Origin of the sequence: Streptomyces sp. NBC_00237 (assembly GCF_026342435.1) — a bacterium.
Classification (GTDB): domain Bacteria; phylum Actinomycetota; class Actinomycetes; order Streptomycetales; family Streptomycetaceae; genus Streptomyces.
Genome location: NZ_JAPEMT010000002.1, coordinates 1,272,841 through 1,294,330, shown reverse-complemented (window position 1 = coordinate 1,294,330; position 21,490 = coordinate 1,272,841). Strand labels below are relative to the sequence as shown.

The 21,490-nt window shown below is 68.6% G+C and carries 13 protein-coding genes; 5 read left to right on the top strand and 8 right to left on the bottom strand.

The genetic code is table 11. The annotated features are described in order from the left end of the window. Nucleotides 1-4: 4 nt before the first annotated feature. Nucleotides 5-301 carry a hypothetical protein gene (locus tag OG897_RS19770; RefSeq protein ID WP_266658523.1) on the bottom strand — a complete coding sequence of 99 codons (297 nt, stop codon included), beginning with the start codon at nucleotides 299-301 and terminating at the stop codon, nucleotides 5-7. A 209-nt stretch (nucleotides 302-510) separates the two neighbouring features. Between OG897_RS19770 and OG897_RS19765 the strand changes: the two genes are divergently transcribed. Then, on the top strand, nucleotides 511-2,373 hold the full coding sequence (locus OG897_RS19765; RefSeq protein ID WP_266658522.1) for a BTAD domain-containing putative transcriptional regulator: 1,863 nt from the start codon (nucleotides 511-513) through the stop codon (nucleotides 2,371-2,373). 105 nt (nucleotides 2,374-2,478) lie between these two features. On the opposite strand, the gene OG897_RS19760 is transcribed toward OG897_RS19765, so the two are convergent. Next, nucleotides 2,479-2,718 carry a DUF6269 family protein gene (locus tag OG897_RS19760; protein WP_266658521.1) on the bottom strand — a complete coding sequence of 80 codons (240 nt, stop codon included), beginning with the start codon at nucleotides 2,716-2,718 and terminating at the stop codon, nucleotides 2,479-2,481. 148 nt (nucleotides 2,719-2,866) lie between these two features. Here OG897_RS19760 and OG897_RS19755 point away from each other — a divergent pair, with 148 nt between their 5' ends. The 3 genes from OG897_RS19755 (at nucleotide 2,867) to OG897_RS19745 (ending at nucleotide 5,782) form a co-directional block, all read left to right on the top strand. Beyond that, a complete protein-coding gene (locus tag OG897_RS19755; RefSeq protein WP_266658520.1) occupies nucleotides 2,867-4,489 on the top strand; it encodes a tryptophan 7-halogenase in 1,623 nt (540 codons plus the stop codon). Nucleotides 4,490-4,698: 209 nt separating this feature from the next. Then, nucleotides 4,699-5,346 carry a thymidine kinase gene (locus tag OG897_RS19750; protein ID WP_266658519.1) on the top strand — a complete coding sequence of 216 codons (648 nt, stop codon included), beginning with the start codon at nucleotides 4,699-4,701 and terminating at the stop codon, nucleotides 5,344-5,346. A 52-nt stretch (nucleotides 5,347-5,398) separates the two neighbouring features. Beyond that, on the top strand, nucleotides 5,399-5,782 hold the full coding sequence (locus tag OG897_RS19745; RefSeq protein WP_266658518.1) for a hypothetical protein: 384 nt from the start codon (nucleotides 5,399-5,401) through the stop codon (nucleotides 5,780-5,782). A gap of 114 nt (nucleotides 5,783-5,896) precedes the next feature. Here the strand turns inward: OG897_RS19745 and OG897_RS19740 are convergent, their stop codons facing one another. Continuing rightward, nucleotides 5,897-8,989, bottom strand: a complete 3,093-nt coding sequence (locus OG897_RS19740) for a VCBS repeat-containing protein (RefSeq protein ID WP_266658517.1) — start codon at nucleotides 8,987-8,989, stop codon at nucleotides 5,897-5,899. A gap of 191 nt (nucleotides 8,990-9,180) precedes the next feature. Here OG897_RS19740 and OG897_RS19735 point away from each other — a divergent pair, with 191 nt between their 5' ends. Beyond that, nucleotides 9,181-16,023, top strand: coding sequence for an RHS repeat-associated core domain-containing protein (locus tag OG897_RS19735; RefSeq protein ID WP_266658516.1), 6,843 nt, complete (start codon nucleotides 9,181-9,183; stop codon nucleotides 16,021-16,023). 925 nt (nucleotides 16,024-16,948) lie between these two features. On the opposite strand, the gene OG897_RS19730 is transcribed toward OG897_RS19735, so the two are convergent. The 5 genes from OG897_RS19730 to OG897_RS19710 all read right to left on the bottom strand — a co-directional run bounded on the left by OG897_RS19730 (nucleotide 16,949) and on the right by OG897_RS19710 (nucleotide 21,064). After that, nucleotides 16,949-17,983, bottom strand: coding sequence for a serine protease (locus OG897_RS19730; protein ID WP_266658515.1), 1,035 nt, complete (start codon nucleotides 17,981-17,983; stop codon nucleotides 16,949-16,951). Nucleotides 17,984-18,021: 38 nt separating this feature from the next. Then, nucleotides 18,022-18,534 carry a CU044_2847 family protein gene (locus tag OG897_RS19725; RefSeq protein WP_266658514.1) on the bottom strand — a complete coding sequence of 171 codons (513 nt, stop codon included), beginning with the start codon at nucleotides 18,532-18,534 and terminating at the stop codon, nucleotides 18,022-18,024. 132 nt (nucleotides 18,535-18,666) lie between these two features. Beyond that, nucleotides 18,667-18,852, bottom strand: coding sequence for a hypothetical protein (locus OG897_RS19720; protein ID WP_266658513.1), 186 nt, complete (start codon nucleotides 18,850-18,852; stop codon nucleotides 18,667-18,669). Nucleotides 18,853-18,908: 56 nt separating this feature from the next. Further along, the gene (locus tag OG897_RS19715; RefSeq protein ID WP_266658512.1) at nucleotides 18,909-19,730 is read right to left on the bottom strand and encodes a class I SAM-dependent methyltransferase; all 822 of its coding nucleotides are present in this window, start codon (nucleotides 19,728-19,730) and stop codon (nucleotides 18,909-18,911) included. Next, nucleotides 19,727-21,064, bottom strand: coding sequence for a cytochrome P450 (locus tag OG897_RS19710; RefSeq protein ID WP_266658511.1), 1,338 nt, complete (start codon nucleotides 21,062-21,064; stop codon nucleotides 19,727-19,729). Before OG897_RS19710 ends, OG897_RS19715 begins: the two co-directional genes overlap by 4 nt. Between the last annotated feature and the right edge of the window lie 426 nt (nucleotides 21,065-21,490).

Below are 21,490 nucleotides of genomic sequence, written 5' to 3'. Positions count from 1 at the left end.
GCTGTCAGGTCCACGGGTCGTCCCGGTTCGTCTTCGAGGCACGGGTCCAGGGGTCGTCCCCGTTCGCATCCGAGGCACGGGTCCACGGGTCGTCCCCGTTCGGGCCGGGGGACAGGGTCCACGGGTCGTCGCCCAGCGTGTTCGTACTGGCCTGGTGTGCGGCCGGCTCCACGGCGCTCGCGGTTCCGGCGGTGCCGACCACCGAGCCGGCCACCGTCAGGAGGAGGATCGCACTGGCTACGAGGCGGGCCGCGGGGGCGGTGCGGGAAGAGACCTTGGCCGAGGGGGTGCGGAGCTTCATGATGTCCTCCTGAGACGAGTGCGGTGTCAGTTGCGAGCCGTTGTCCTGCGGTACGACACGAACGCTACGGACGTCCCTTTTTGCGGCTCTTTCGAATCGCTTTCGTAGACCCGAAATCGAACCGATGGCTCGGGAAAACCCCAGGTCAGTACCGTTTTTCGGTAGATGGTCCGCAACCGTGACGGGCCCGCTGATACGGGGAGAGCCGCATGGACCTCAAGATTCTCGGGCCCGTCGCGGCCGACCTCGACGGCCGTACGGTTGCCCTGGACGGCAGCAAGCAGCGCACCGCGTTCGCGGCGCTGCTGCTCGCACACGGCAAGGTGCTGACCGACGAGCGGCTGACCACCCTGCTGTGGGGCTGGGACCCACCGGCCACGAGCACCAAGCAGCTCTATACGTACGTGTCCCGGTTGCGCACCCGCCTCGGTGCGCACCTCGGTCTGGAACGCCACGGGCCCGGCTACCGGATGGACATCGGCGACGCCACGTTTGACTGGGACGTCTTCCGCACTCTTGCCGACGCGGGCCGCGCCGAACTGCGGGCAGCCCGTTACGCCGACGCCGAGCGTGCTCTCACCGAGGCGCTCGCACTGTGGCGGGGGCCGGCTCTCAGCGACGTCACCGGACACCTGGCGGAGGCCGAGGGCCCCCGGATGGAGGAGGCGCGGCTCTCCACGCTGGAGAACCGCACGGAGGCCGCGCTCGCGCTCGGCCGGCACACCGAGGCGGTTCCGGGCCTGACCCGGCAGGTGGCGCTGAATCCGCTGCGCGAGCGGCCGCGCGGCCAGCTGATGACCGCGCTGTCGCGCTGCGGCCGGCAGGCTGATGCGCTGGCGGTGTACGAGGAGGGTCGCCGGGTCCTCGCCGACGACCTCGGCATCGACCCCGGACCGGCACTGCGCACCCTGCACCAGGAGGTCCTCACCGGGACGCTGACGCCGCCGCAGGCTCCGGAACGGCATCGGGCGGAACTGGTGGAGCCGGTGTCGCCGGTGGGACGTGTGCCGCAGCAGCAGGGACCGGGCCCGGACGCAGGTGGCTCCGGCTGGCGGGGGCTTGTTCCCTCGACGCTGCCCGCCGCGCCCGGCGACTTCACCGGCCGGGCGGCCGAGACCGAAGAGGTGCTCTGCGCGCTGGGCGACCAGCAGGACGTCGTGGTCACCGGCGCGCCGGGCACCGGGAAGTCGGCCCTGGCCCTGTGGGCTGCCGAGCGCTGCCGTGCGGACTTCCCCCAGGGCCGGCTCTACGCCGACCTGCGCACCGCACCCGCCGACGGCGGTGGTCCCCGTGCGCCCGGGGAAGTACTGGGCTGGTTCCTGCGGGCGCTGGGCATCGCACCGGACCAGATCCCCGTGGCACTCGACGAACGCGTTCAGCTCTACCGGACGCTGCTGGCGAACCGGCGGATGCTGATCGTCCTCGACAACGCCTCCGACGACACCCAGGTGCGTCCGCTGCTGCCCGGCGGTGCGAGTCGCACGGTCGTCACGGGGGTCCGCTCCCCGCTGGCCTCGTTGGAGGGGACGCGTCTGGTGCGGCTCGGTCCCATGGAACGGGCCGAGGCGAACGCGCTGCTCGTTGCCGTCGCGGGCCAGGGGCGTTTCACCGGGGCGTCCGAAGCAGCCGCCCGCATCGCCGAGTTCTGCGACCGGCTGCCGCTCGCCCTGCGGATCGCCGCGGCCCGTCTCGCGGCTCGTCCGCACTGGCCGGCGGCCCGGCTCGCGGACCGGCTCGCGCCCCAGGAGCGACGCCTCGGCGAACTGCGGATCGGCAGTCTCGACGTGCGGGTCGGTCTCGCTGCCGAACTGGCCCAACTGGGCCCGGCCGACCGGGCCTCGTTCGGCACACTGGCGCGAGCGGGCCTCTCCCGGCTGACGGCGGGTGACGCGGCGGCGCTGCTCGGCACCGGCTCTGACGTGGCGGAAGAGGTCCTGGAACGGCTTGCCGACGCACGGCTGCTCGATGCGTGGAGCGTCGATGACGACTCGTCCCTGTGCTACCGCTTCATGCCGCTCGTGCGGCTGTTCGCGCAGGAGCAGTGCCAGTCGCCGACGCCCGTCCTCGCGTGACGCGAAAAACCCCGCTCCTCCTCTCCTCGTCCTCCTTTCTTCTTCCTGCTCCGTCCTGACCCCTGAACCTGCTACGGCCCGGTGGGCCGTAGCAGGTTCAGGGGTTCAGCCGCAGCCGCCCGCATGCCCCTCGTCCAGGCCGTACGTCGCTATGAATCCGCTGGACCCGGTTCCCGGGGAAGCCAGTTCGTTCAGGGCATCCACATATTCCGCCAGTAGTTCGGCCCAGGGAGTTCCGCTGTCCCGCAGCAGCATTTCCTGATCCTGTGATCCTCGGTGCTCAATGTCTGCCAGAACTTCCAGAGGGTGCTGAACCTGGGCCGGGTCGGACTGGTTGTCGAACACTTTTCCTCCTGTGTGTGAGTCCGGGTCCCGTTCAGGTCCCGCAACAAGAGGTTCGGCCGTACTGCCATAGGAATTATCCGGGCACTCTGTATTCGCCGATACAGGCCGACATGGAATGCGTACAGAGAGGCCGGCGAAGATTTCTGACATGGCTACGGACCCGAGCACCAGCATGGAAAGCGTCAGGAGAATCGTGGTGGTGGGCGGGACGGCCACCGGCTGGACGGCCGCCGTCCGGCTCGCGTCCGCATTCGGTGGCGCCGTGTCCGTCACCGTTCTCGAGATGCCGTCACGAGGGGCAGGCGACTTTGAAACGGGCCAGTTCAGCGCGGTTCCGGCAAGGCTGCAGAGGGACCTCTTCGACCGGCTCGGCGTCCTGGAGGAAGAATGGATGCGGGCGTGCTGCGCATCCTTCCAAACGGCGGTCCGGCATGTGAACTGGCGTACCGGAGGAGCTGCGGCGACGGCGCCCCGGATCGCGGACGGAGGCGGTGCGGACCACTTCTACCGCCCCTGTGCGGAAATCCCCGAGTGTGAAGAATTCCCGCTCTCCGAATACTGGCGCTACCGGCGGAGCAACGGCGAGACGATCGAGCCCTTCGACTATGCGTGCTTCCGCGAACCGCCGCTGATGGACGCCGGGAAATCACCGCGCTGGATGGATGGCCGTGCGGCACTCCCGTACGGCTGGCACGTCGACATCCGCATGTTCACGAACTTTCTGCGGAATCTGGGGATGCGGCGATTCGGCGTACGGTCGATCCGTGACGAACTGCTCCACGCCGAGCGGGACGAACGAGGGATGTTGACCGTGCTGCACACCGAGGAGGGAACTGCGGTCGACGGCGACCTGTTCCTGGACTGCACCGGTTCCGAGGGCCTGCTGTTCGCCGGCATCCTGGGTGAGCCGTTCATCGACGTGCAGGACCGGCTGCCGTGCGACAGCACAGTCACCCTGACTGTGGCGCAGGAGGACGCCCGGGACAGGATCGACCCCTTCACCACGGTGACTGCCCTGCCGATGGGCTGGGCCTGGACGATGCCGCTGCCCGGCCGGGCGGGCGCCGGACTGGTCTATGGACGCGACTGGATGGAGCCGGACGGGGCGGCACGGTTGCTGTGCGGGCTGTGGGGTCTGCGCCCCGAGGTCACCGCGGTACGCCACTCCCGGTACCGCGCCGGGCGGAGCGGCCGTGCCTGGGTGAAGAACTGTGTCGCGCTCGGGGCCTGTGCCTACTTCGTGGAGCCCCTGGCCGACGAGGGCCTGGGCGAGACCCTCTCCCTGGTGGACCGCCTGGTGAGGGACTTCCCGTCGTTGGACGACCGGGAGGCGCCTGCGGCGCGCTTCAACCGTGCGGTGGAGCTCCGCTACCGCAGGGCCCGAGACCTCGTCCTGCTGCGGTACGCCGCGTCCCCGCGCGAGGACACACCGTTCTGGAAGGCCCAGCGCGACCTCCCGCTGTCCGCCGCCCTGCGCGACTGTCTGGCGGGCTACCGCTCGGGCCTGGCCCCGGACCGGGCGGCCCACGAACTGCCCTACTACGCCCTGCTGTCCTCCCTCACCCCCTCGGCAGCCCCCGTCCCGCGACCGGCCCTCGCCCACCGCGTGGCCGCACGCCGGTCGGCGGACGCCCAGTTCCTGCAGATCAAGCGCCAACAGCAGATCCTGCTCGAAACCCTGCCCACGGCGGGGGAGTACCTGCACCGCCTGCACTCCCGCCCGGTGGGCGCCCTGCCGACACCGGCGTCCGTGCACGCAGGGCGCGCATGACGACGCCGGTCAGGCCGGCGCTGCAGCTGGCGCTCACTTCCGGCAGGAGCGTTACCGTAGAAGCCCCCAGCCTGACCTGATGTCAGCAACCTCCGCGTCTCGGGGACCTCACACCGGCGAGCATCGCGTTCAAGTCCTGCTGGTGGGGGATGGCCGTCGGGTCGTCCGTTTCGACGGATCGCCGGAGCGCCCCGAGAGCACGTAGCGACATGCCCTCGACGCCATCTTTAGATGGCGGGTTCCCCAGCAGAAGGACCCTGGCGCTCCAGATCGGTCACAATCGGTCGGCGCGTGGTCTTCAGGGCGTGATCTTCACGCGTGACGACCGGGCGGGCGAGGGGAAGCTGTCGTCGCGTCTGGGGCTGGTGACCGAGGCGGTCGAGGCCGATGAGGGCATGGATCTGTACGGGTACGTGGTGGACCAGGTGTCGCGGGGCGGCCGGGTCGACTACGTGATCGTGGACGAGGCGCAGTTCCTCGCGCCGGAGCAGATCGACCAGTTGGCGCGGATCGTGGACGACCTGGACCTGGACGTGTTCGCGTTCGGGATCATGACGGACTTCCGGACGCGGTTGTTCCCGGGTTCGCGGCGGCTGATCGAGTTGGCGGACCGGCTGGAGACCTTGCAGGTCGAGGCGATGTGCTGGTGCGGGGCGCGGGCGACGCACAACGCCCGTACGGTCGGCGGCGAGATGGTCGTCGAGGGTGAGCAGGTCGTGGTGGGGGACGTGGACCGGCCCGCGGAGGCCGTGGGGTACGAGGTGCTGTGCCGACGGCACCACCGCAGGCACATGACGAGTGCGTCGGCGCACGCGGGGGCGTTGTCGCCGGACGTGCTGCCGGTGTCCTCCGGCTGAGCCGGACGCGCATGTCGACGCTCAGGTCAACCCGCCCCGGAAGGAAGTTGTCGTGAACGAGCGTTGGAAGGATCCCGGCATTCTCGGGGGTGCGGTCAGTGGGGCCGAGACCTTCAGCCTGTCCGGCGCCGAACCCGTACCCCTGCACTTCCTGGTGGAATACGAGGTCGACGGAGCCGGGGCGAGTGAAATCTCGTACACCCTCGGGGACGATGGCGCGGGTGAGACCGTGGTGGAGCAGCCTCGGCTGCCGTGGCGGGCAACAGTGCGCATGTGCGGTACGGAGGCGGTCCCGGCGCTGACCGTGGTGCTTGGCGAGGGCGGGGGACGCGTCGAGGGCGTCATCCGTCTCGACGGAGCGGAGGCCATGCGGTGCACGGCGGTGGGCGCCTCGGGAACCTTGGTGTGCATCGTCGAACCCGGCGGGCTGGACTGACCTAGGAGTTCGGGATGCGCAGGCACGCCGCCTCTCCGGTGCGCAACGGATCGGCCCGCGGCAGAGAAGGGATTCGCTGCCGCGGGCCGATCCGTTGCTGGTGATCGGTTCGTACTAGAAGATTCCCTTGATTGCCTGCCAGCCGCCGGTTCCCACGACGGTGGGGCCGCCGAGCAGGCCGGTCTTGCGGCCCGGGACGAATTCGAGGCCGGCGGTGGCGTTGGCGGTGGTGGTCCAGAGGTCACCGATGCCGTCGCCGTTGGAGTCGCCGGTGGCGGTGATCAGCGGACGCGCGGCGATGGTCCAGCCGGTGGCGTAGGCGGTTCTGCTGGATCCTGCGCCGAGGGAGCTGGGATCAGTGCCTCCGTCGGGGATGTTGTCGCCGTCGGCGTCTCCGTTGCTCTTGCCGTGGTAGAGCCAGACGTCCCCGTTTGCGGTGTTGCGGGCGATGAGGTCGGTGAAGCCGTCTCCGTCGACGTCGCCTGAGGTGCTGAGCTGCATGTTGCCCCAGCCGCTGCTGCCGATCGGGTATCCAGCTTGGATGTTGCTGCTGGAGTAGCCGGGCAGGAACCAGAGTTGGTCCCCGATGACGGCGACGAAGTCCGGGTTCGATCCACCTTCGCTGGGGGTGATGTCTCCGACGGAGACGATCTGTTTGAAGGTGGCCGGGTTGAGGGTGAGACCCGTCTCGGGATCCGCGAAGAAGTAGATCTCCTCCTTGGTGTCCTCGGTGAACCCTCCGATGCCGTCGTTGGGGTAGAACCAGAGTTTTCCGTCCGGCTTACGGGCTACGAGGTCTTCGTAGAGGTCTTCGTTCCAGTCGCTGCGGTGGGTGAGAAGAGCTGCGCCCCAGCTGGCGTTCTCGGAGAGGGGGATGCCGGTGTCCACAGTCCCGGCACCGGCTCCTGAGTACAGGCGGAGGTTGTTGGTGCTGTCGATCGCGAACATGTCGGGCTGGTTGTCCCCGTTGACGTCGCCCGGTTTATCCATGATGCCGGGGCTCTTGACGTAGAACTTGTACGGATACGTGGGCCCGGGGTTCTTTGCGGCGTCGAAGCTCTGGACGTAAAGGGTGTGCGGTCCGGGAGTGAGCGGAGTCAGCTTGACGGTGACACTCGCGCCGGGCGTCGCGGGCTTCTCGATGATGTGCGGCGGGGTGCGGTCAAGGGCCCAGCGGTACTCCGCGACGTCCTTCTCACCTCCCGAACCGAGGACGAACTGTCCTTCGGTACGAGCGAGCGCGCCCTCGGTGTCCTCGGGGTAGACGCCGTTGACGGAGGTCACGGTCGGCATGATGGACGGGGCGGTGGGGTCGAATCCGAAGCGGCAGCCGGAGGCTCCGGAGGTCGGGGTCCAGTCGGAGGCGAAGGTGGAGTCGCCGACGTCCTCGGCCTGTGCCTTCCAGGAGAATTGGCCCCCGCTGGAGGCCATGTGCTGGGCGAGGAGAGCCTTGGGCACGACGATGCTGGCGCGCACGCCCTTGGAGTCCGAGGCGAGGACGGTCTTGCGGACGCGTTTGTCGAAGATGATGCCCGGGCTGCCCGCGTACTTGCCCGTGGGCCAGACGAGGAACTCCACGTTGACGTCGCCACCGTCCTGGTCCCACACCTGTGCGTTGAGGGTGACGTCGGTGTTCCCGACGGTCATGTAGGTGGCGCCGTTGCCGCAGTCCGTGCTGCTGATCCTGGTGCTGGGGATGGTGTCCAGTGCCCAGGGGTTCTTGGGGAGGCGGTTGAACTCGACGATGAGCTTGGCGTCGGGCTTGAACTTCTTCCAGCTGTAGGCGTCCTTGCCGTCCTCGGCGCTCTGGGGCGCTCGCAGGCCGAAGGTGATGTCGGACCAGGAATTGGCCGCGGCCTTCACGGCCGCGTCCTTCGCGGTGAAGTCGACGGCCTTGTCGGGGCAGCCGTAGCTCTCGTTGCCGTGGGCGTAGTTGCGGCTGTCCTGGCGGGTGGACCACGACGGCTGCTTGTTCCACGTGGTCGCAGAACTGATGGACCCGGTGAGGTAGAGCTCAACGGGCTTGGCGGTGCAGGACCAGGAGTGCGTCTCGGTGATCTGGAACTGCGCGTCGATGACCTTCACACGGGCGAGGAACTTGGAGTCGACGCGGAAGAAGGAGCGGGCGGTGCCGCCGGTGGACGACTCATAGCCCACGCGCGCCTCGCTGGTGGTGCCGCCCGACCAGCCCGTGCCGTTGAAGTAGCTGTCGTTCGGATGCGGCTTGTAGGCGATGGTCCACGCCTGGCGAGCGCCTGTCATGCGGGGGTCGATGTAGACCGGGTAGGTCGTGTCCGGCGACTTCAGCAGTTCCTGATCCGGCGTCAGGGTCAACTGGCTGTTCGTGAAGTCGACGCCGACGGTGCTGCTGTTGGTGCCGGGCGTCAGGTCGGAGGGGGTGCGGACTTGCGGCGACGCACTCTTGCCGCGCTTCTGCCCTGCGGGGGCGGATTCGTCCTTGCCCGAGGAGTCCCACATCCGGGCGGTCGAGGTGGAGAAGAGGGTCTGGCCCGCCTCGTTCGCCGCGGTGATGGTGCCCGCGCTGGGGTCCTGTCTGAGCTTCAGCCCTTCGGTCTTGAGACCGAAGTCGATGGTGGCGAGTTCCGGGTTGGCGGCGGCTTCGGCGGACTTGACGATCAGCGCTTGGCTGAACCCGTCGACTCCCGCGGCCACGGCCAGGTCGACGCCGGGCAGGACCTCGGGATAGGTCGCGGTGGAGCCCTCAAGTACGGGGGCCGGCAGTGGCTTCGGCCAGCTGAGCGACACGGATCGGCCCTGATCGGTGACCGTCACCAGCGGAGTGCTGCCACCGGCGGAGAAGGTGACCTTGCCGGCGGCGGCTTTCGGGGAGACCCGGCCTGCGACGGTGGCAAGGGTGGTGTCGATGGGAGACCAGACACCTTCGCGCTTCACTCGCACCGGTGCGGTGTGCTGAGTCCGGCGCAGGTTCCCGTTGGGCAGGGCGTGTGTCTCGCTGGTCTCCGAACGCTCGCTCATGATCTCGACCGGCTCGCCGGTGAGCCGCGCCTTGGCGAGGGCGCCCTCTTCTCCCGTTCTCTCCGCGGGGCCCGCCTGTCGCGCTGCGGATGCTGCCGGACTCAGACCGAGCGGAACGAGTCCCAGCGAGCTGCCCACGACAGTGACGGCGAGGAGTGCCGGTATCGAGCGCCGGGCCGAAGCCCATCTTCGTGTGAATGTCCTTGGCATTTTTGCCCGTTCTTGTCTCTTTTTGGGTTTTCTCGTGAAGATCCCTTGACTTGGCTGTGAACTTTAACGCGTGTTTACTCACTCCGTTCCTGCAGTCCCGTCACTCCTGAGTGGGTTAGGTCATGCAACAACTACTGCGACATATACGCTATTTGGGGCACTGGCATAGATCTGTTTCCTATGTCGTCTTCATGGCGCTTCTCATTGCTTTCGTGCCGGATGATCCCGCTGCGGCCGGCACCGGCAAGATGCGGCTGGAGGGGCTGGAGCGTGATCGTTCCGTCCCCGGCCGCAACCTGGCTTCCCCGCGCAAAGCCGTCACGGACGCCGCGGCGAAGCCCTGGGCTCCGTCGGTGGCCAAGCTTCTGACCGGCGACTACACGGTGCAGGTGACGGAAGGCCAGAAGACCTCGAAGGAATCGAAGTTCACGTTGGGCGGGGCTGCTGTCGGCACGCCGGGCGGAACAGCACCTGGCCTCCTGGACCCGCTGGTCCGCTTGACCCGTCCTTCCGTGCAGGAGGCGAAGTCGACGCGCGCGGCAGGCTCGAAGACTCCCGCGCCGGTCGGCGGAGCGGCCAGGGTTCAGGTCAAGGACCAGGCCACCGCGCGCAAGGCGGGGGTGGAAGGTGTGCTGTTCACTGCCGCTCCGGCCGCCACGGATTCCGCCGAAGCGGTGTCGGGTGCGGTCGAAGTCGAGCTGGACTACGAGGCGATCAAGGACACGTACGGCGGTGACTGGGGATCGCGCCTGCGTCTGGTGCAGTTGCCCGCGTGTGCGCTGACCACTCCGGATCTGCCGGAGTGCCGTACGCGGACCGAGCTGGGCGGCTCCAACGACCCGTCCGCGCACACCGTGAGCGCTACCGTGGACCTGGGTGTTCCGGCCGCACGCGGTGCGGGTGCGCCGATGGTCCTGGCCGCGGCAGCCGCGGCATCGGGCCCTGGCGGCAGCCATGAGGCGACCTCGCTGTCCCCCACCGGGTCCTGGATGGCCGGTAGTTCCTCCGGCGGTTTCTCCTGGTCGTACCCGGTGGAGTCGCCGGAGGTTCCCGGTGGCCCGCAGCCCGAGGTCGCGCTCTCCTATTCCTCGCAGGCGGTGGACGGCCGTACCGCGTCGACCAACGGTCAGTCCTCCTGGCTCGCCGAGGGCTGGGACTACGAACCGGGCTTCATCGAGCGGCGCTTCAAGTCCTGCTCCGACGACAAGGCTGCCGAGGACGGCAAGACCCCCAACAACTCGGGGGAGACCGCTGACCTGTGCTGGGGTTCCGACCACGTCGTGATGTCCCTGGGAGGCAACTCCAGCGAGCTCGTCAAGGACGACGCCACCGGCAAGTGGCGTCCGGCAGACGACGACGGCACCCGTCTGGAGCGCAAGACCGGCGCGGACAACGGCGCCAACGGCGGCGAGTACTGGGTACTGACCGGCACCGACGGCGTGCAGTACCACTTCGGCCTCAACAAGCTCCCCGGTGCCGGAACGCAGCGCACCAACTCCGCCCTGACCGTCCCGGTCTTCGGCAACCATCCCGGCGAGCCCTGCCACGCCACCGCGTTCGCGGACTCCGACTGCGCCCAGGCGTACCGGTGGAACCTGGACTACGTCGTCGACCCGCTCGGCGACGCCATGACCCTGTGGTGGGACAAGTACACGAACTACTACGGCCAGCACATGAAGGCCGACAAGCAGATCGCCTACACCCGCTCCGCCACGCTCACCCGGATCGACTACGGCCAGCGCGCGAACGCCCTGTTCGCCGGGCTCCCGGCGGGTCGCACGGTCTTCACGACCGCCGAACGGTGCATACCCAGCAGCACGTTCGACTGCGCCGAGTCCAAGCGGACGGTGGCGAACGCCAAGTACTGGCCCGACACCCCCCTCGACCAGGAGTGCGCGGCCGGAGCGAAGTGCACCGACAAGTACTCCCCGACGTTCTGGTCCACCAAGCGCCTCACGAAGATCAGCACGCAGGTGCTGGCCGGGTCCGCGCTGAAGAACGTCGACTCCTGGACGCTGGAGCAGTCCTACCCCGACACCGGTGACGGCACCTCTCCGGCCCTGTGGCTGGCATCCATCACCCGTACGGGACTGGGCGCGGGCGGTACGGCGAGCATGCCGAAGGTCAGCTTCGCGGGCACCCAGATGGACAACCGCGTCGACGGCGTCGAGGGCCTGCCCCCCTACTCCCGGATGCGCGTGCACGCCATCGACACCGAGTCGGGCGGCCGCATCGGCGTCACCTATTCGCCCCGTGAGTGCCAGGCGCTGGAGCCACGGAAGATGCCCGCGTCGCCCGAGACCAACACGATGCGCTGCTACCCCCAGTACTGGACGCCCAAGGGAGCGACCAAACCCGTCCAGGACTGGTTCCACAAGTACCTCGCCACCGAGGTCCGCGAGGACGACCTCGTGACCGACGCCCCGGACAAGGTCACCAGCTACGAGTTCATCGGCAGCCCGGCATGGGCCTACGACGACGGCGAGTTCACCGAGCGCAAGGAGCGCACCTGGTCGCAGTACCGCGGCTACGAGCGCGTCCGCACCCGCGTCGGTGGCGGCAGCGACGTCAAGCAGCTCACCGAGCACCGCTTCTTCCGCGGCATGCACGGCGACAAGCTCCCCACCGGCACGCGCACCGCGTCCGTCGTGGACAGCCAGGGCGGCAGCAGCCCGGACCTGCAGCAGTACCAGGGGCAGCTGCGCGAGCAGATCAGCTACGAGTACGACGGAGGACCCGTCGACTCCACCACGCTCACCAGTACCAAGTCGGTGAAGACGGCGGAGCGCAAGCGCACGGGCACCACCCCGCTCCAGGCGTGGATGGCCCGCCCCGAAACCGTCACCACGCGCGAGCGCGTCAAGGGCGAGACCTGGCGCACCTCGACCGAGACCACCACGTACGACAGTGTCGGCCTCCCCACCCAGGTCGACGAGACCACGGCGGGCGGCAAGCGCCTGTGCACGGTCACCTCCTACGCCCGCAACACCGCACTGCACATGCTGGAGTCGGAGTCCCGCGAGCTCACCACTGTGGGCGCCTGTGGCACCTCAGGCGGTGAAGTCGTCGAGGACACCCGCACGCTGTACGACGGTCAGGGCTTCGGCGTGGCCCCCACGAAGGGTCTGCCCACCGAGGTCCAGGAACTGAACGCCAAGGGCGACGGCTACCTGACCATCGACAAGACCGAGTACGACATCCACGGCCGCGAGAGCGCGACGTACGACGGCGAGAACCGCAAGACCACCGTCACCAACACCCCGGCAACCGGGGCACGGCCCACCAAGACGGTCACCACCGACCCCCTCGGCCACACCGAGACCACCGAGTTCGACGACGTCCGCGGCATGCCGGTCAAGGAGACCGACGCCAACAACAAGAGCGCCACGATGCAGTACGACCCCCTGGGCCGACTGCTGAAGGTCTGGGAGATCGACCGCGATTCCGCCACCCAGACCCCCACGGCGACCTACGACTACACCATCCGCCGCGACGGACCCACCGTCGTCACCAACCGCACCCTCAAGGACAACGGCGAATACGCCGTCTCCTACGAACTCCTCGACGGCCTCCTGCGCGAGCGCCAGACCCAGGACGAAGCGGTCGCAGGACCGGGCCGCATCATCAACGACACCTTCTACGACTCCGCCGGGCGGCCGTGGAAGACGAACGACGGCTACTACCACGAAGCGGAACCCACGCCGACAGTCCTCCTGGTCGGCGACAACGAGGTCCCCTCACAGAACCGGACCACCTTCAACGGGCTCGGCCAGCCGACCGCGGAGATCACCTACCACCGCGGCGTGGAGAAGCTCCGTACGACGACTGAACGCGACGGCGACGTCTCCACCGCCATCCCGCCGCAGGGTGACACGGTCACAGCGACCTTCGAGGACGCCGAGGGCCGCACCGCGAAGATCCGCGAGTACTCCAACAAGGAACGCACCACCTGGCGCGACACCTCCTACGAGTACGACATCCACGACAACGTCGTGAAGATCACCGCACCGGGCGGCGCCGTCACCACCTTCGAGTACGACGGAAGGGGCCGACAGGTCTCCTCCACCGACCCCGACGGCGGCAAGACCACGCTGACGTACGACAACAGCGACAACGTCATCGCCTCGACCGACCCGCGCGGCAACACAATCGCGACGACGTACGACGCGGCGGGTCGACCCACCTCACTGCGCGAGGGCAGCGTCACCGGCCCCAAGCGCATGGAGTGGACCTACGACACCCTCGGCAAGGGGCTGCCCACGGCCTCCATCCGCTACGCCAACGGCCGCGAATACCGCGACGAGGTCACCGCGTACGACAACGCCTACCGGATCAAGACCACCAAGACCGTGATCCCGGCAGAAGAAGCGGGGCTCGGGGGGACCTACACCTACACCTACGGCTACACCCCGACCGGCAACATGGCGACGGCGGACGTGCCGGGCGTCGGCGGTCTCGTCAACGAGCGAGTGACGTTCCGCTACAACTCCGACGACCTGCCGATCTCCGTCCGTGGCGAGGCGTCGTACCTGAACGACGTCGAGTACTCCGCGTTCGGCGAGATCCTGCGCACCGACGCGGGCACCGCCACCAAGAAGGTGTACGGGACCTACCTCTACGACGAGTTCACCCGCCGCCTCACCCAGTCGACCTTCGACCGGTCGATCAACCCGGGCCGGATCAGCGACACCCAGTACACGTACGACGAGGCCGGCAACGTCACGAAGATCAAGGACACCCCCGGCGAGGCGGCACCGGACAGCGGCAAGACGGACACCCAGTGCTTCGTCCACAACCAGCTGCGCCAGATGACCTCCGCCTGGACCGCGACGGACGACTGCAAGGCCGCTCCGTCCAAGGCCAACGTCGGTGGCACGGACGCGTACTGGCACCAGTACGAATTCGACGAGGCGGGCAACCGCACCAAGCTCGTGGAGAAGGACACGGCAGGTGACGCCGCCAAGGACGTCACCCGCACCTACACCTACGGCAAGCCCGGCGTCGGAGGCCCCAACGCCCTCGCCGAGATCAAGTCGGCGGGTCCGGGCGGCGAGCGGCTCAACACCTTCGCCTACGACAAGGCAGGCAACACCACCACCCGGCAGCAGAACGGCACCACGCAGACCCTGGAATGGGACATCGAGGGCGAACTCGCCTCGGTCACCGAACCGGTGGAGGGGGGCGGCAGCAAGAAGACCTCCTACCTTTACGGGGCAGGTGGCGAACGGCTGATCCGCACCGACTCCGACGGAAGCAAGACGCTCTACCTGGGCGAAGCCGAGCTGACGGTCAGCGCCGACCAGAGCCAGAAGAAGGCGGAACGGTTCTACCCGCACCCGGACGGGTCGACGACGGTCCGGGCTACCGGCGGCGTTCGCCAGTTGGTGCTGGCCGACCACCACGGGTCCTCCCACACCACCGTGGACATGGTCGCCGCGGGCATGGCGGTCACCCGACGCAAGTTGATGCCGTTCGGCGAACAGCGGGGTCCGCAGCCCTCCACCTGGCCCGGTGCACGTGGCTTCGTGGGCGGCACCGTGGACGAGGACACCGGTCTCACCCGCCTCGGCGCCCGCGACTACGACCCCGCCACAGGCAGGTTCATATCCGTCGACCCCCTGGTCGACTACAGCCAACCCGCCACCATCAACCCGTACGCCTACAGCAACAACGCACCGGCGACGTACTCCGACCCGTCGGGGACCTTCTTCCCGATCCTGATCGGCTTCGCCGCCCGCATGATCATCCAGGCGGCGATCCGCGCGGCGATCCGCCGCGCGGCGGCGATCGCGGCCCGCAAGGCCGCACAGGCGCTGGCCCGCCGCCTCGCGGCGGAAGCCCGCAAGCGCGCCATCGAAGCAGCCAAGAAGCTCGCAGCCAAGCTCAAGCGAGAGGCAGCCAAGAAGGCCGCCGCAGCTAAACGCGCCGCAGCCAAACGTGCGGCGGCGCAGCGTGCCGCGGCCAAACGTGCGGCCCAGCGCCGCGCGGCAGCACAGGCCCGCGCCAAGGCACAGCGCGCGGCGGCCAAGCGCGCGGCAACGAAACGCGCCGCAGCCCGCAAGGCAGCCGCACGCCCCAAGCCCAAGCCGAAACCCCGAGCCCAACCGAAGCCCAAGCCGAAACCCTCAAAGGTCAAGAAGCCCGCAGCCGCTGCGGGCATCGCGGCCGCTGCAAAGAAGGCAGCCAAGGAACTGGCGAAGGACGGCGCCAGGGACAACGACGGGGGTTCCTGCGAAACCAACAGCTTCGCCGGTAGAACCCTGGTCCTCATGGCCGACGGGTCTACGAAGCAGATCAGCCAGATCAAGGTCGGGGAAAAGGTTCTCGCCACCGACCCGAAGACCGGTAAAACCTCACCGCAGGTCGCCACTGCCACGATCATCGGCAAGGGGAAAAAGGACCTCGTCAGGATCACCCTCACTGAACCCGGAAATCCTGGCAGCAATTCCGCCACGATCACCGCTACGGAAGGCCATCCGTTCTGGATGCCGACCCTGCGGATCTGGGCCGAGGCGAAGACCATTCAGCCAGGGACGTGGCTCCAGACATCCGCCGGAACCTGGGTGCAGGTGAAGGATGTTCAACGCTGGACCGAATCGTCCACGGTGCACAACCTCACCGTCAGCGACACTCACACGTACTACGCGCTGGCGGGAGCCACACCGGTCCTTGCTCACAACTGCGGCACCGTCTATCGAAGTGACACTCGGGATCCCGATGAGATTTTCAAATCGGGATTTGAACCGAGAGGGGCTAATATGGATCTCATGGAACATGCTTCCGGATGGTCTACCGACTCTGGATACATCTCAACCACAAAGGAAGAGAGAATCGCCAAGGGTCGAGGCGGAAATGTCTATCACATCGACGGAATGCGTGGAACCGATGTGAACAAGGCTTGGCCTGACAATCCATATTCGAGCGAAAAAGAGATCGCCATTCCGGGACGAGTCGATCCCCGTAGGATTCGCGGCGTCAGGATGCGCGACGGATCGTGGCGGGACAACCCGAACTATCGACCCGTGGGGGATTGATGGAGAAGGTGAAGCTCAAAGCAGGCAACCTGCAAGGGGGCACTGAGGCTGTCGAGCTCGAAATTCGGGATTCCCATGAACCGATGATCCGCCTGGCTCGCGAGAGTGGACAGGGAAGCGTTCACACGGGAGTCGATCTATTCGAGTGCCTGATCGGGGTTCGACGGGTGCTGGAATCGGATGGGCTTCTCATCTTCTGTCAGGGGGCTCGACCGGGGGTTTTCCCTTCTGGTATGGGTCGACAGATGTCGAATGGCCGACTTGCTTATCCGCTGCGGCGTACTCCGCCACTGACGGATGGTGATTTGGTGGACATTTTCGCCCCCGCTACAGCTACAGAAGTGGGGACAGTTGAGCAACAGAAAGAGACTGTGCTCAAATTCTTCAGGTCGTCACGCGATTGAGTCGGACCTGACCTGCAAGTCAGACGCCGGTTCGGGCTAGAGCTTCAAACTCTGGTGAGCGGTTGAAAAGCCTCGTCCACTGTCTGTGGGCGAGGCTTTTCAGTGGCCTGATGGCAACGTCGGCCGGTGGCGTCCCGCCGAGTGGTGTAGTGGGACCAGCCGCCGTATCCGGTGGCGGGGTTCGACCCGGGTGAACCGGCCTGCTATTCGGTCCATCAGGCCCTCGAACGCCTCCTGCCAACGGGCAGGGTCTACGCTGTGACCTGCGGCCACCGCATGATCGTTTGTCTTCACACACCGATGGTCAACGGTGGCCGCACCCATGTCCGCATCGGCGGTGCGCGATCCAGGGCTGGAGTTGGGCCGTCCAGCAGTACAGGCCGGCGTCTCGTCCACCAGCGGTGCGGACGAGACGGGCCAGCCCATCCAGGAGCTCGGTCGCCAACTCCAGATCGGACGTCTCGCCCTCCGCTGCCCGTTCTCGAACCCACAGCTCGCTGACTTCGGCCAGTCTGGGCTGATCAGCAGCGGAAAGCGCCCTCGACGAGCCGCAGCAACTCCTTGTGCTCCGAGGGGGCGAGGAGCAGGGGAGTGAGGGAGAGCCGCCCCGCTTCGAGGACGGCCCGCGCGGCGGCCGGGTCGCCGCCCAGGAGGATGGCGGAGAGCGCCGCCACGGCCCTCGGGTGCTCCAGCAGGAACGCGGCGAACTCGCCGGGGCCGTCCATGGCCGTCCCCACCACCATGTCGCAGGAGCGCGCGACGGCGTGGGCGATGTGCGCCCGGCTGCTGTTCGGGACGAACCGCTCGTAGGCGGTCATCAGCGGGTGGTACGCATGGTCGTTCTCGTACGACGGCCGGGGGCTGACGACGCGGGAGAGCAGGTGCACGCCCGCGTCGTGGAGGTCCCTCTCGATCCGCTGCCAGGGGATCACCCAGCTGCGCCGGATCAGATGCTGCGGGCTGTGCGGGCGGTTCGGGTCCGGCATGTAGTGCGCGGCGACCAGGCCGACCACGTCCCCGTCGTCCATGCGGCACAGCGGCCCTCCGCTGTAGCCGGGCCCGATGGCCATGCCGGTCGAGTCGCCGTCGACGAAGGCGACGGCCTCGCCCATGGCACTGATCGTGGCATCGGCGAAGCTGCTCATCGTGCCGCTGCCGTGCCAGGCGCGCACCCGCTGGCGGTACTGCATCGCGGAGTAGCGCGGCGCGGGCGGGACCATGTCGTCGACGTACTGATCGAGCCGGAGCACGGACAGGTCTCCCAGCCAGTACTCGTCCTCGCCGGGCATGATCCGGCTGCCGTCCTCGCCCGCCGGAGGAATCCACGCCTGGACACAGGCGGACACCCCTTGGCGGATCGAGCTGCCCGGGATCTCGACGGTGACCTCCGCGTCGCCCGGATGCCGCTGCTCGAAGGAGGCCCTGCCGAGGGCGTCGTTGACCACGTGGGCGCAGGTGAGCACCATTCCGCCGCCGAGCAGGACGCCGGCGCCCGAGGACTTGTAGGACTGCGCCCTGCGGATGGAGACCATCGCGTCCGGCGGCCGACTGCTCACCGCGTTCCACCGTGCGGAGGCCCCCTGGAAGGCCCCGGTCACCCGGTGGCCGTCCCTTCCTCTTCCTCTTCCTCGTCTTCGTCGGAGCCCCCGTCGGCCCCCCGGCTCCCGTCGGCGGGGGCCGCGTCGGCGGGCAGCCAGCTCGCGGTGACCGTCAGATGCGCCTGGCCCTTGGAGCCGACGATGCCGAGCTTCAGGTCGCTGCCGACCTGGATGCCGAAGGTCACGCTGACCTCGGAGGGCGGCACGGCGACCGAGGACACTGCCTGGTGGACCTCCTCAAGGAGCGGCTTCACCGGCCGCAGGCTCTGCCGCAGCGTCTCCACCGCCAGGTCGGCGACCAGCTGACCGCCGCGCGCGACCGGCACCGCCGTCCCCATCCCGTCCGGCCGGTCGGCGTACCGCCGCCGGGACTCCGTCGACGGGCTCGGTACGGTCGACGGCTCGGACAGTACGAAACGGACGGGCGTGCCGTCGTCGAAGGACTCGACGGAACCGAAGGGGCCCTGAGGGGCCGGAGTCTGGGGAGACGCTTGGTTCTCGATGGTCATGCTCGCATTGTGCAGAGAGTCCGCCGCCCGGCGCAGCGAGGCGTTCAACTCGGCTACGCAATCGGTGCATTGAGCTCTTCGCGGAGCCGCGGAGCCGCAGAGCTACGGAGTCGTGGAGGCCGTCGCGGAGCCTCAGAGGCGCGGGCGGCGGCTGAGGGCGATCCCGGCGAAGAGGAAGAGGACGCCCAGGACGCCCGCGACGACCGCCGCCGTGGTGCGGGTGGGCTGCTGGCTGGCGTTGAGCACGGCCGTGACCACGCCCATCACGCCGCTGATGTAGCAGAAGATGGTGATGAAGATCTTGACGTTGGGGTTCATGGCGGACGGTCCCATCGGGTCGGGGGCGGGGTGGGGGCGGGGTCTGGAGCGGGGATCTACGGTGCGGTGCCCGCGGCGGTGAGGCCGAGGAGCATGACGTAGGCGTCGGGGTTGGCGCGGAAGCGGTTCCAGCGGTCCGCCGCGAGGGCGAACTCGCCGAGGGAGAGCGCCCCGGAGGCCACCAGGGGCTGGAGCCGGCCCGGACCCAGGTGCGGGGCGAAGTCGGCGGTGGGCCGGTCGTCGTTGGTGGTGGCGAACGGGCGCAGGACGACGTCCGTGCAGCCCGCGCCGCGCAGGAGCCGGGTGAGGCGGCGGCCGATGGTGCGGTCTCCGCCCGCCGACTCCTGGGCGCGGGCCAACGCGGCGTGGACGGAGGCCAGTTCGGGATAGACGGGGTCCGCCAGGCCCCAGCACGAGGCGTCGACCTCCGTGACGATCAGCTTCCCGCCGGGGCGCAGCACGCGCAGGGCCTCGGTCAGGGCGGGCAGCGGGTCCGACAGGTGCTGGAGTACGTAGCGCAGGAGTACGTATCCGGCCGAGGCGTCCGGGAGGGGGAGTGCGGCGGCGTCGGCCACCAGGAGTTCGGCCCCGCAGCCCGCCGCGTGGGAGAGGAGGTCCGCGTCGATGTCCACGGCGGTGTGCGCGAGGTCCGGATGGGCGGCGCGCAGGCGGCGGGTGACCGCGCCCGAACCGGCGCCGACCTCGATCAGGGGGCCGTCGGCCGGGTCGAGGCCCAGGTCGTGGAGGATCCGCAGCTCTTCGGGGAAGGAGAGGTCGGCCTGGGCTTCGAGGCGGGCCAGTTCGCCCGTCAGGCCGCCGGAGGTGGTGGTGGCGGGGTCGTAGGAGCCTGCCGGTGAGGGGCGGGAGACTGTCGTCATCGGGGGGTCACCGTCATTCGCATGCCGTGTCGGGGGCGCAGCGTCACCAGGGCCTCGGGTTCCACCGGGAAGCCGGGTTCGAGGGCGAGGTCGACTGCCTGGAGGAGGGTGGCGAGCACCAGCGTGGCTTCGAACAGGGCGAAGTGACGGCCGATGCAGGTGCGTTCGCCGCCGCCGAAGGGGAGGTAGAGGTGGCTGGGGAGGTCCGGGCCGGTGAAGCGGGCCGGTACGTAGTCCTCGGGGCGTTCCCAGTGGTCCGGGTGGCGGTGCAGGACCCACTGGCTCACGCAGACCAGGGCTCCGGCCGGGATGTCGTACCCGTCGATGACGTCGGGGCCGGTGGCGCGGCGGGAGATCAGCCACACCGGCGGGTAGAGGCGCATCGCCTCGTCGATGGCGCGGCGGCAGTGCACCAGGGCGGGGACGTCGGCGGCCGTCGGGGTGCGGCCGCCGAGGACCCGGTCGAGTTCCGCGCGGATCAGGTCGGCTTCGGCGGGGTGCCGGTCGAGGAGGTAGAGCGTCCAGGTCAGGGCCTTGGCGGTGGTCTCGTGACCGGCCATGATCAGGGTGAGGACCTGGTCGCGCAGCTCGACGTCGCCGAGTTCGCCGATCATCGTGTCCATGAGGGTGCCGTGGGCCTGCGACGCGGCGGGTCCCGAGGTGCGGCGGGCGGCGATCACCGTACGGGCGACGAGCTGGAGGAAGGACCGTGCCTGTACGTATCCCTTGCGGCGCAGCGCGGTGTCCTGGGGGTCGGGGTCCGGGTCGGGTACGTAGTGGCCCATGAAGAGGTTGGCCGCGTCGACCGCCCGGCCGAAGCCCTCGCCCGCGGCCCCCAGGTCCACGCCCAGCACGGCCCGGGTCAGGATCGCCAGGGTGAGGGACGTGAGGTGGTGGTCGACCGGTAGCGCCGTGCCGGGTGCGGCGGCCGAGCGCCAGCGGTCCAGGAGGGCATGGGTCTCGTCGGTGATGATGCCGTCGAAGGTGGTGACGGCGGTGCGGCGGAACGCCGGTGCGCAGAGCCTGCGTTGGCGGGCCCACTCCTCGCCGTCACTGGTGAGCAGGCCGTTGCCCAGGAGGGGGCGCAGCATCGCGTCGTCCGGGGTGTTCACCTTGGTGTAGCGGGCGACGTTGTCCTTCAGGACGTGCCGGGCCAGGTCGGGGCGGTGCAGCATGTAGACGCGCTCGCCGTCGCCGAGGTGGCTGGTGAGGTCGCCGTACTCGCGGTTCATCCGGGTCACGAAGGCCAGCGGGTCGGCGCGCATGGCCGCCATGTCCACGGGGTCCGCGGGCCCCGGCGGCACGGTGCCCGCCGGGGCGGTGGTGGGTGTCATGTGAACCTCCGTGGAGAGAAGGGGCTCGGCCCGGTACGCAGGGCCGTTACGTAATCCCGAATGCGTCGTACGTATGCGGCGTAAGTAATTCGGTAATCGTCGGGGAATTGCCTCACGGGCCCTTCCGGTACGCGCCCGCACGGCAGGTGACGTGAGAGTATGCCAATCCCGCAGGACGTCAATACGCCTTTGGGCGCAGGTAGTTGAATCACCGTAACGCCCGGCCGAGGTCGGCTCAATGCTTATTCGGAGAGGTCCGGGGCGACGCACAATACGTCAGGCGGCAAGGGGTCCGGATTACGTTTCATTGCGTCTTGGCCGGGACGGCGAATGCGTGTGAATCTTTGTCCGTCGCCGACACAACGACCGAAACACCCACGCTTCGAGAACCCGATTCTCAAGAAGCGTCATACAAGGGAGAGTTCG

Bases quoted from the DNA above. Each gene is read 5' to 3' on its own strand.
- OG897_RS19770 (WP_266658523.1), bottom strand. From the start codon at position 301: ATGAAGCTCCGCACCCCCTCGGCCAAGGTCTCTTCCCGCACCGCCCCC.
- OG897_RS19765 (WP_266658522.1), top strand. From the start codon at position 511: ATGGACCTCAAGATTCTCGGGCCCGTCGCGGCCGACCTCGACGGCCGT.
- OG897_RS19755 (WP_266658520.1), top strand. From the start codon at position 2,867: ATGGCTACGGACCCGAGCACCAGCATGGAAAGCGTCAGGAGAATCGTG.
- OG897_RS19750 (WP_266658519.1), top strand. From the start codon at position 4,699: ATGCCCTCGACGCCATCTTTAGATGGCGGGTTCCCCAGCAGAAGGACC.
- OG897_RS19740 (WP_266658517.1), bottom strand. From the start codon at position 8,989: ATGCCAAGGACATTCACACGAAGATGGGCTTCGGCCCGGCGCTCGATA.
- OG897_RS19735 (WP_266658516.1), top strand. From the start codon at position 9,181: ATGGCGCTTCTCATTGCTTTCGTGCCGGATGATCCCGCTGCGGCCGGC.
- OG897_RS19725 (WP_266658514.1), bottom strand. From the start codon at position 18,534: ATGACCATCGAGAACCAAGCGTCTCCCCAGACTCCGGCCCCTCAGGGC.
- OG897_RS19720 (WP_266658513.1), bottom strand. From the start codon at position 18,852: ATGAACCCCAACGTCAAGATCTTCATCACCATCTTCTGCTACATCAGC.
- OG897_RS19715 (WP_266658512.1), bottom strand. From the start codon at position 19,730: ATGACGACAGTCTCCCGCCCCTCACCGGCAGGCTCCTACGACCCCGCC.
- OG897_RS19710 (WP_266658511.1), bottom strand. From the start codon at position 21,064: ATGACACCCACCACCGCCCCGGCGGGCACCGTGCCGCCGGGGCCCGCG.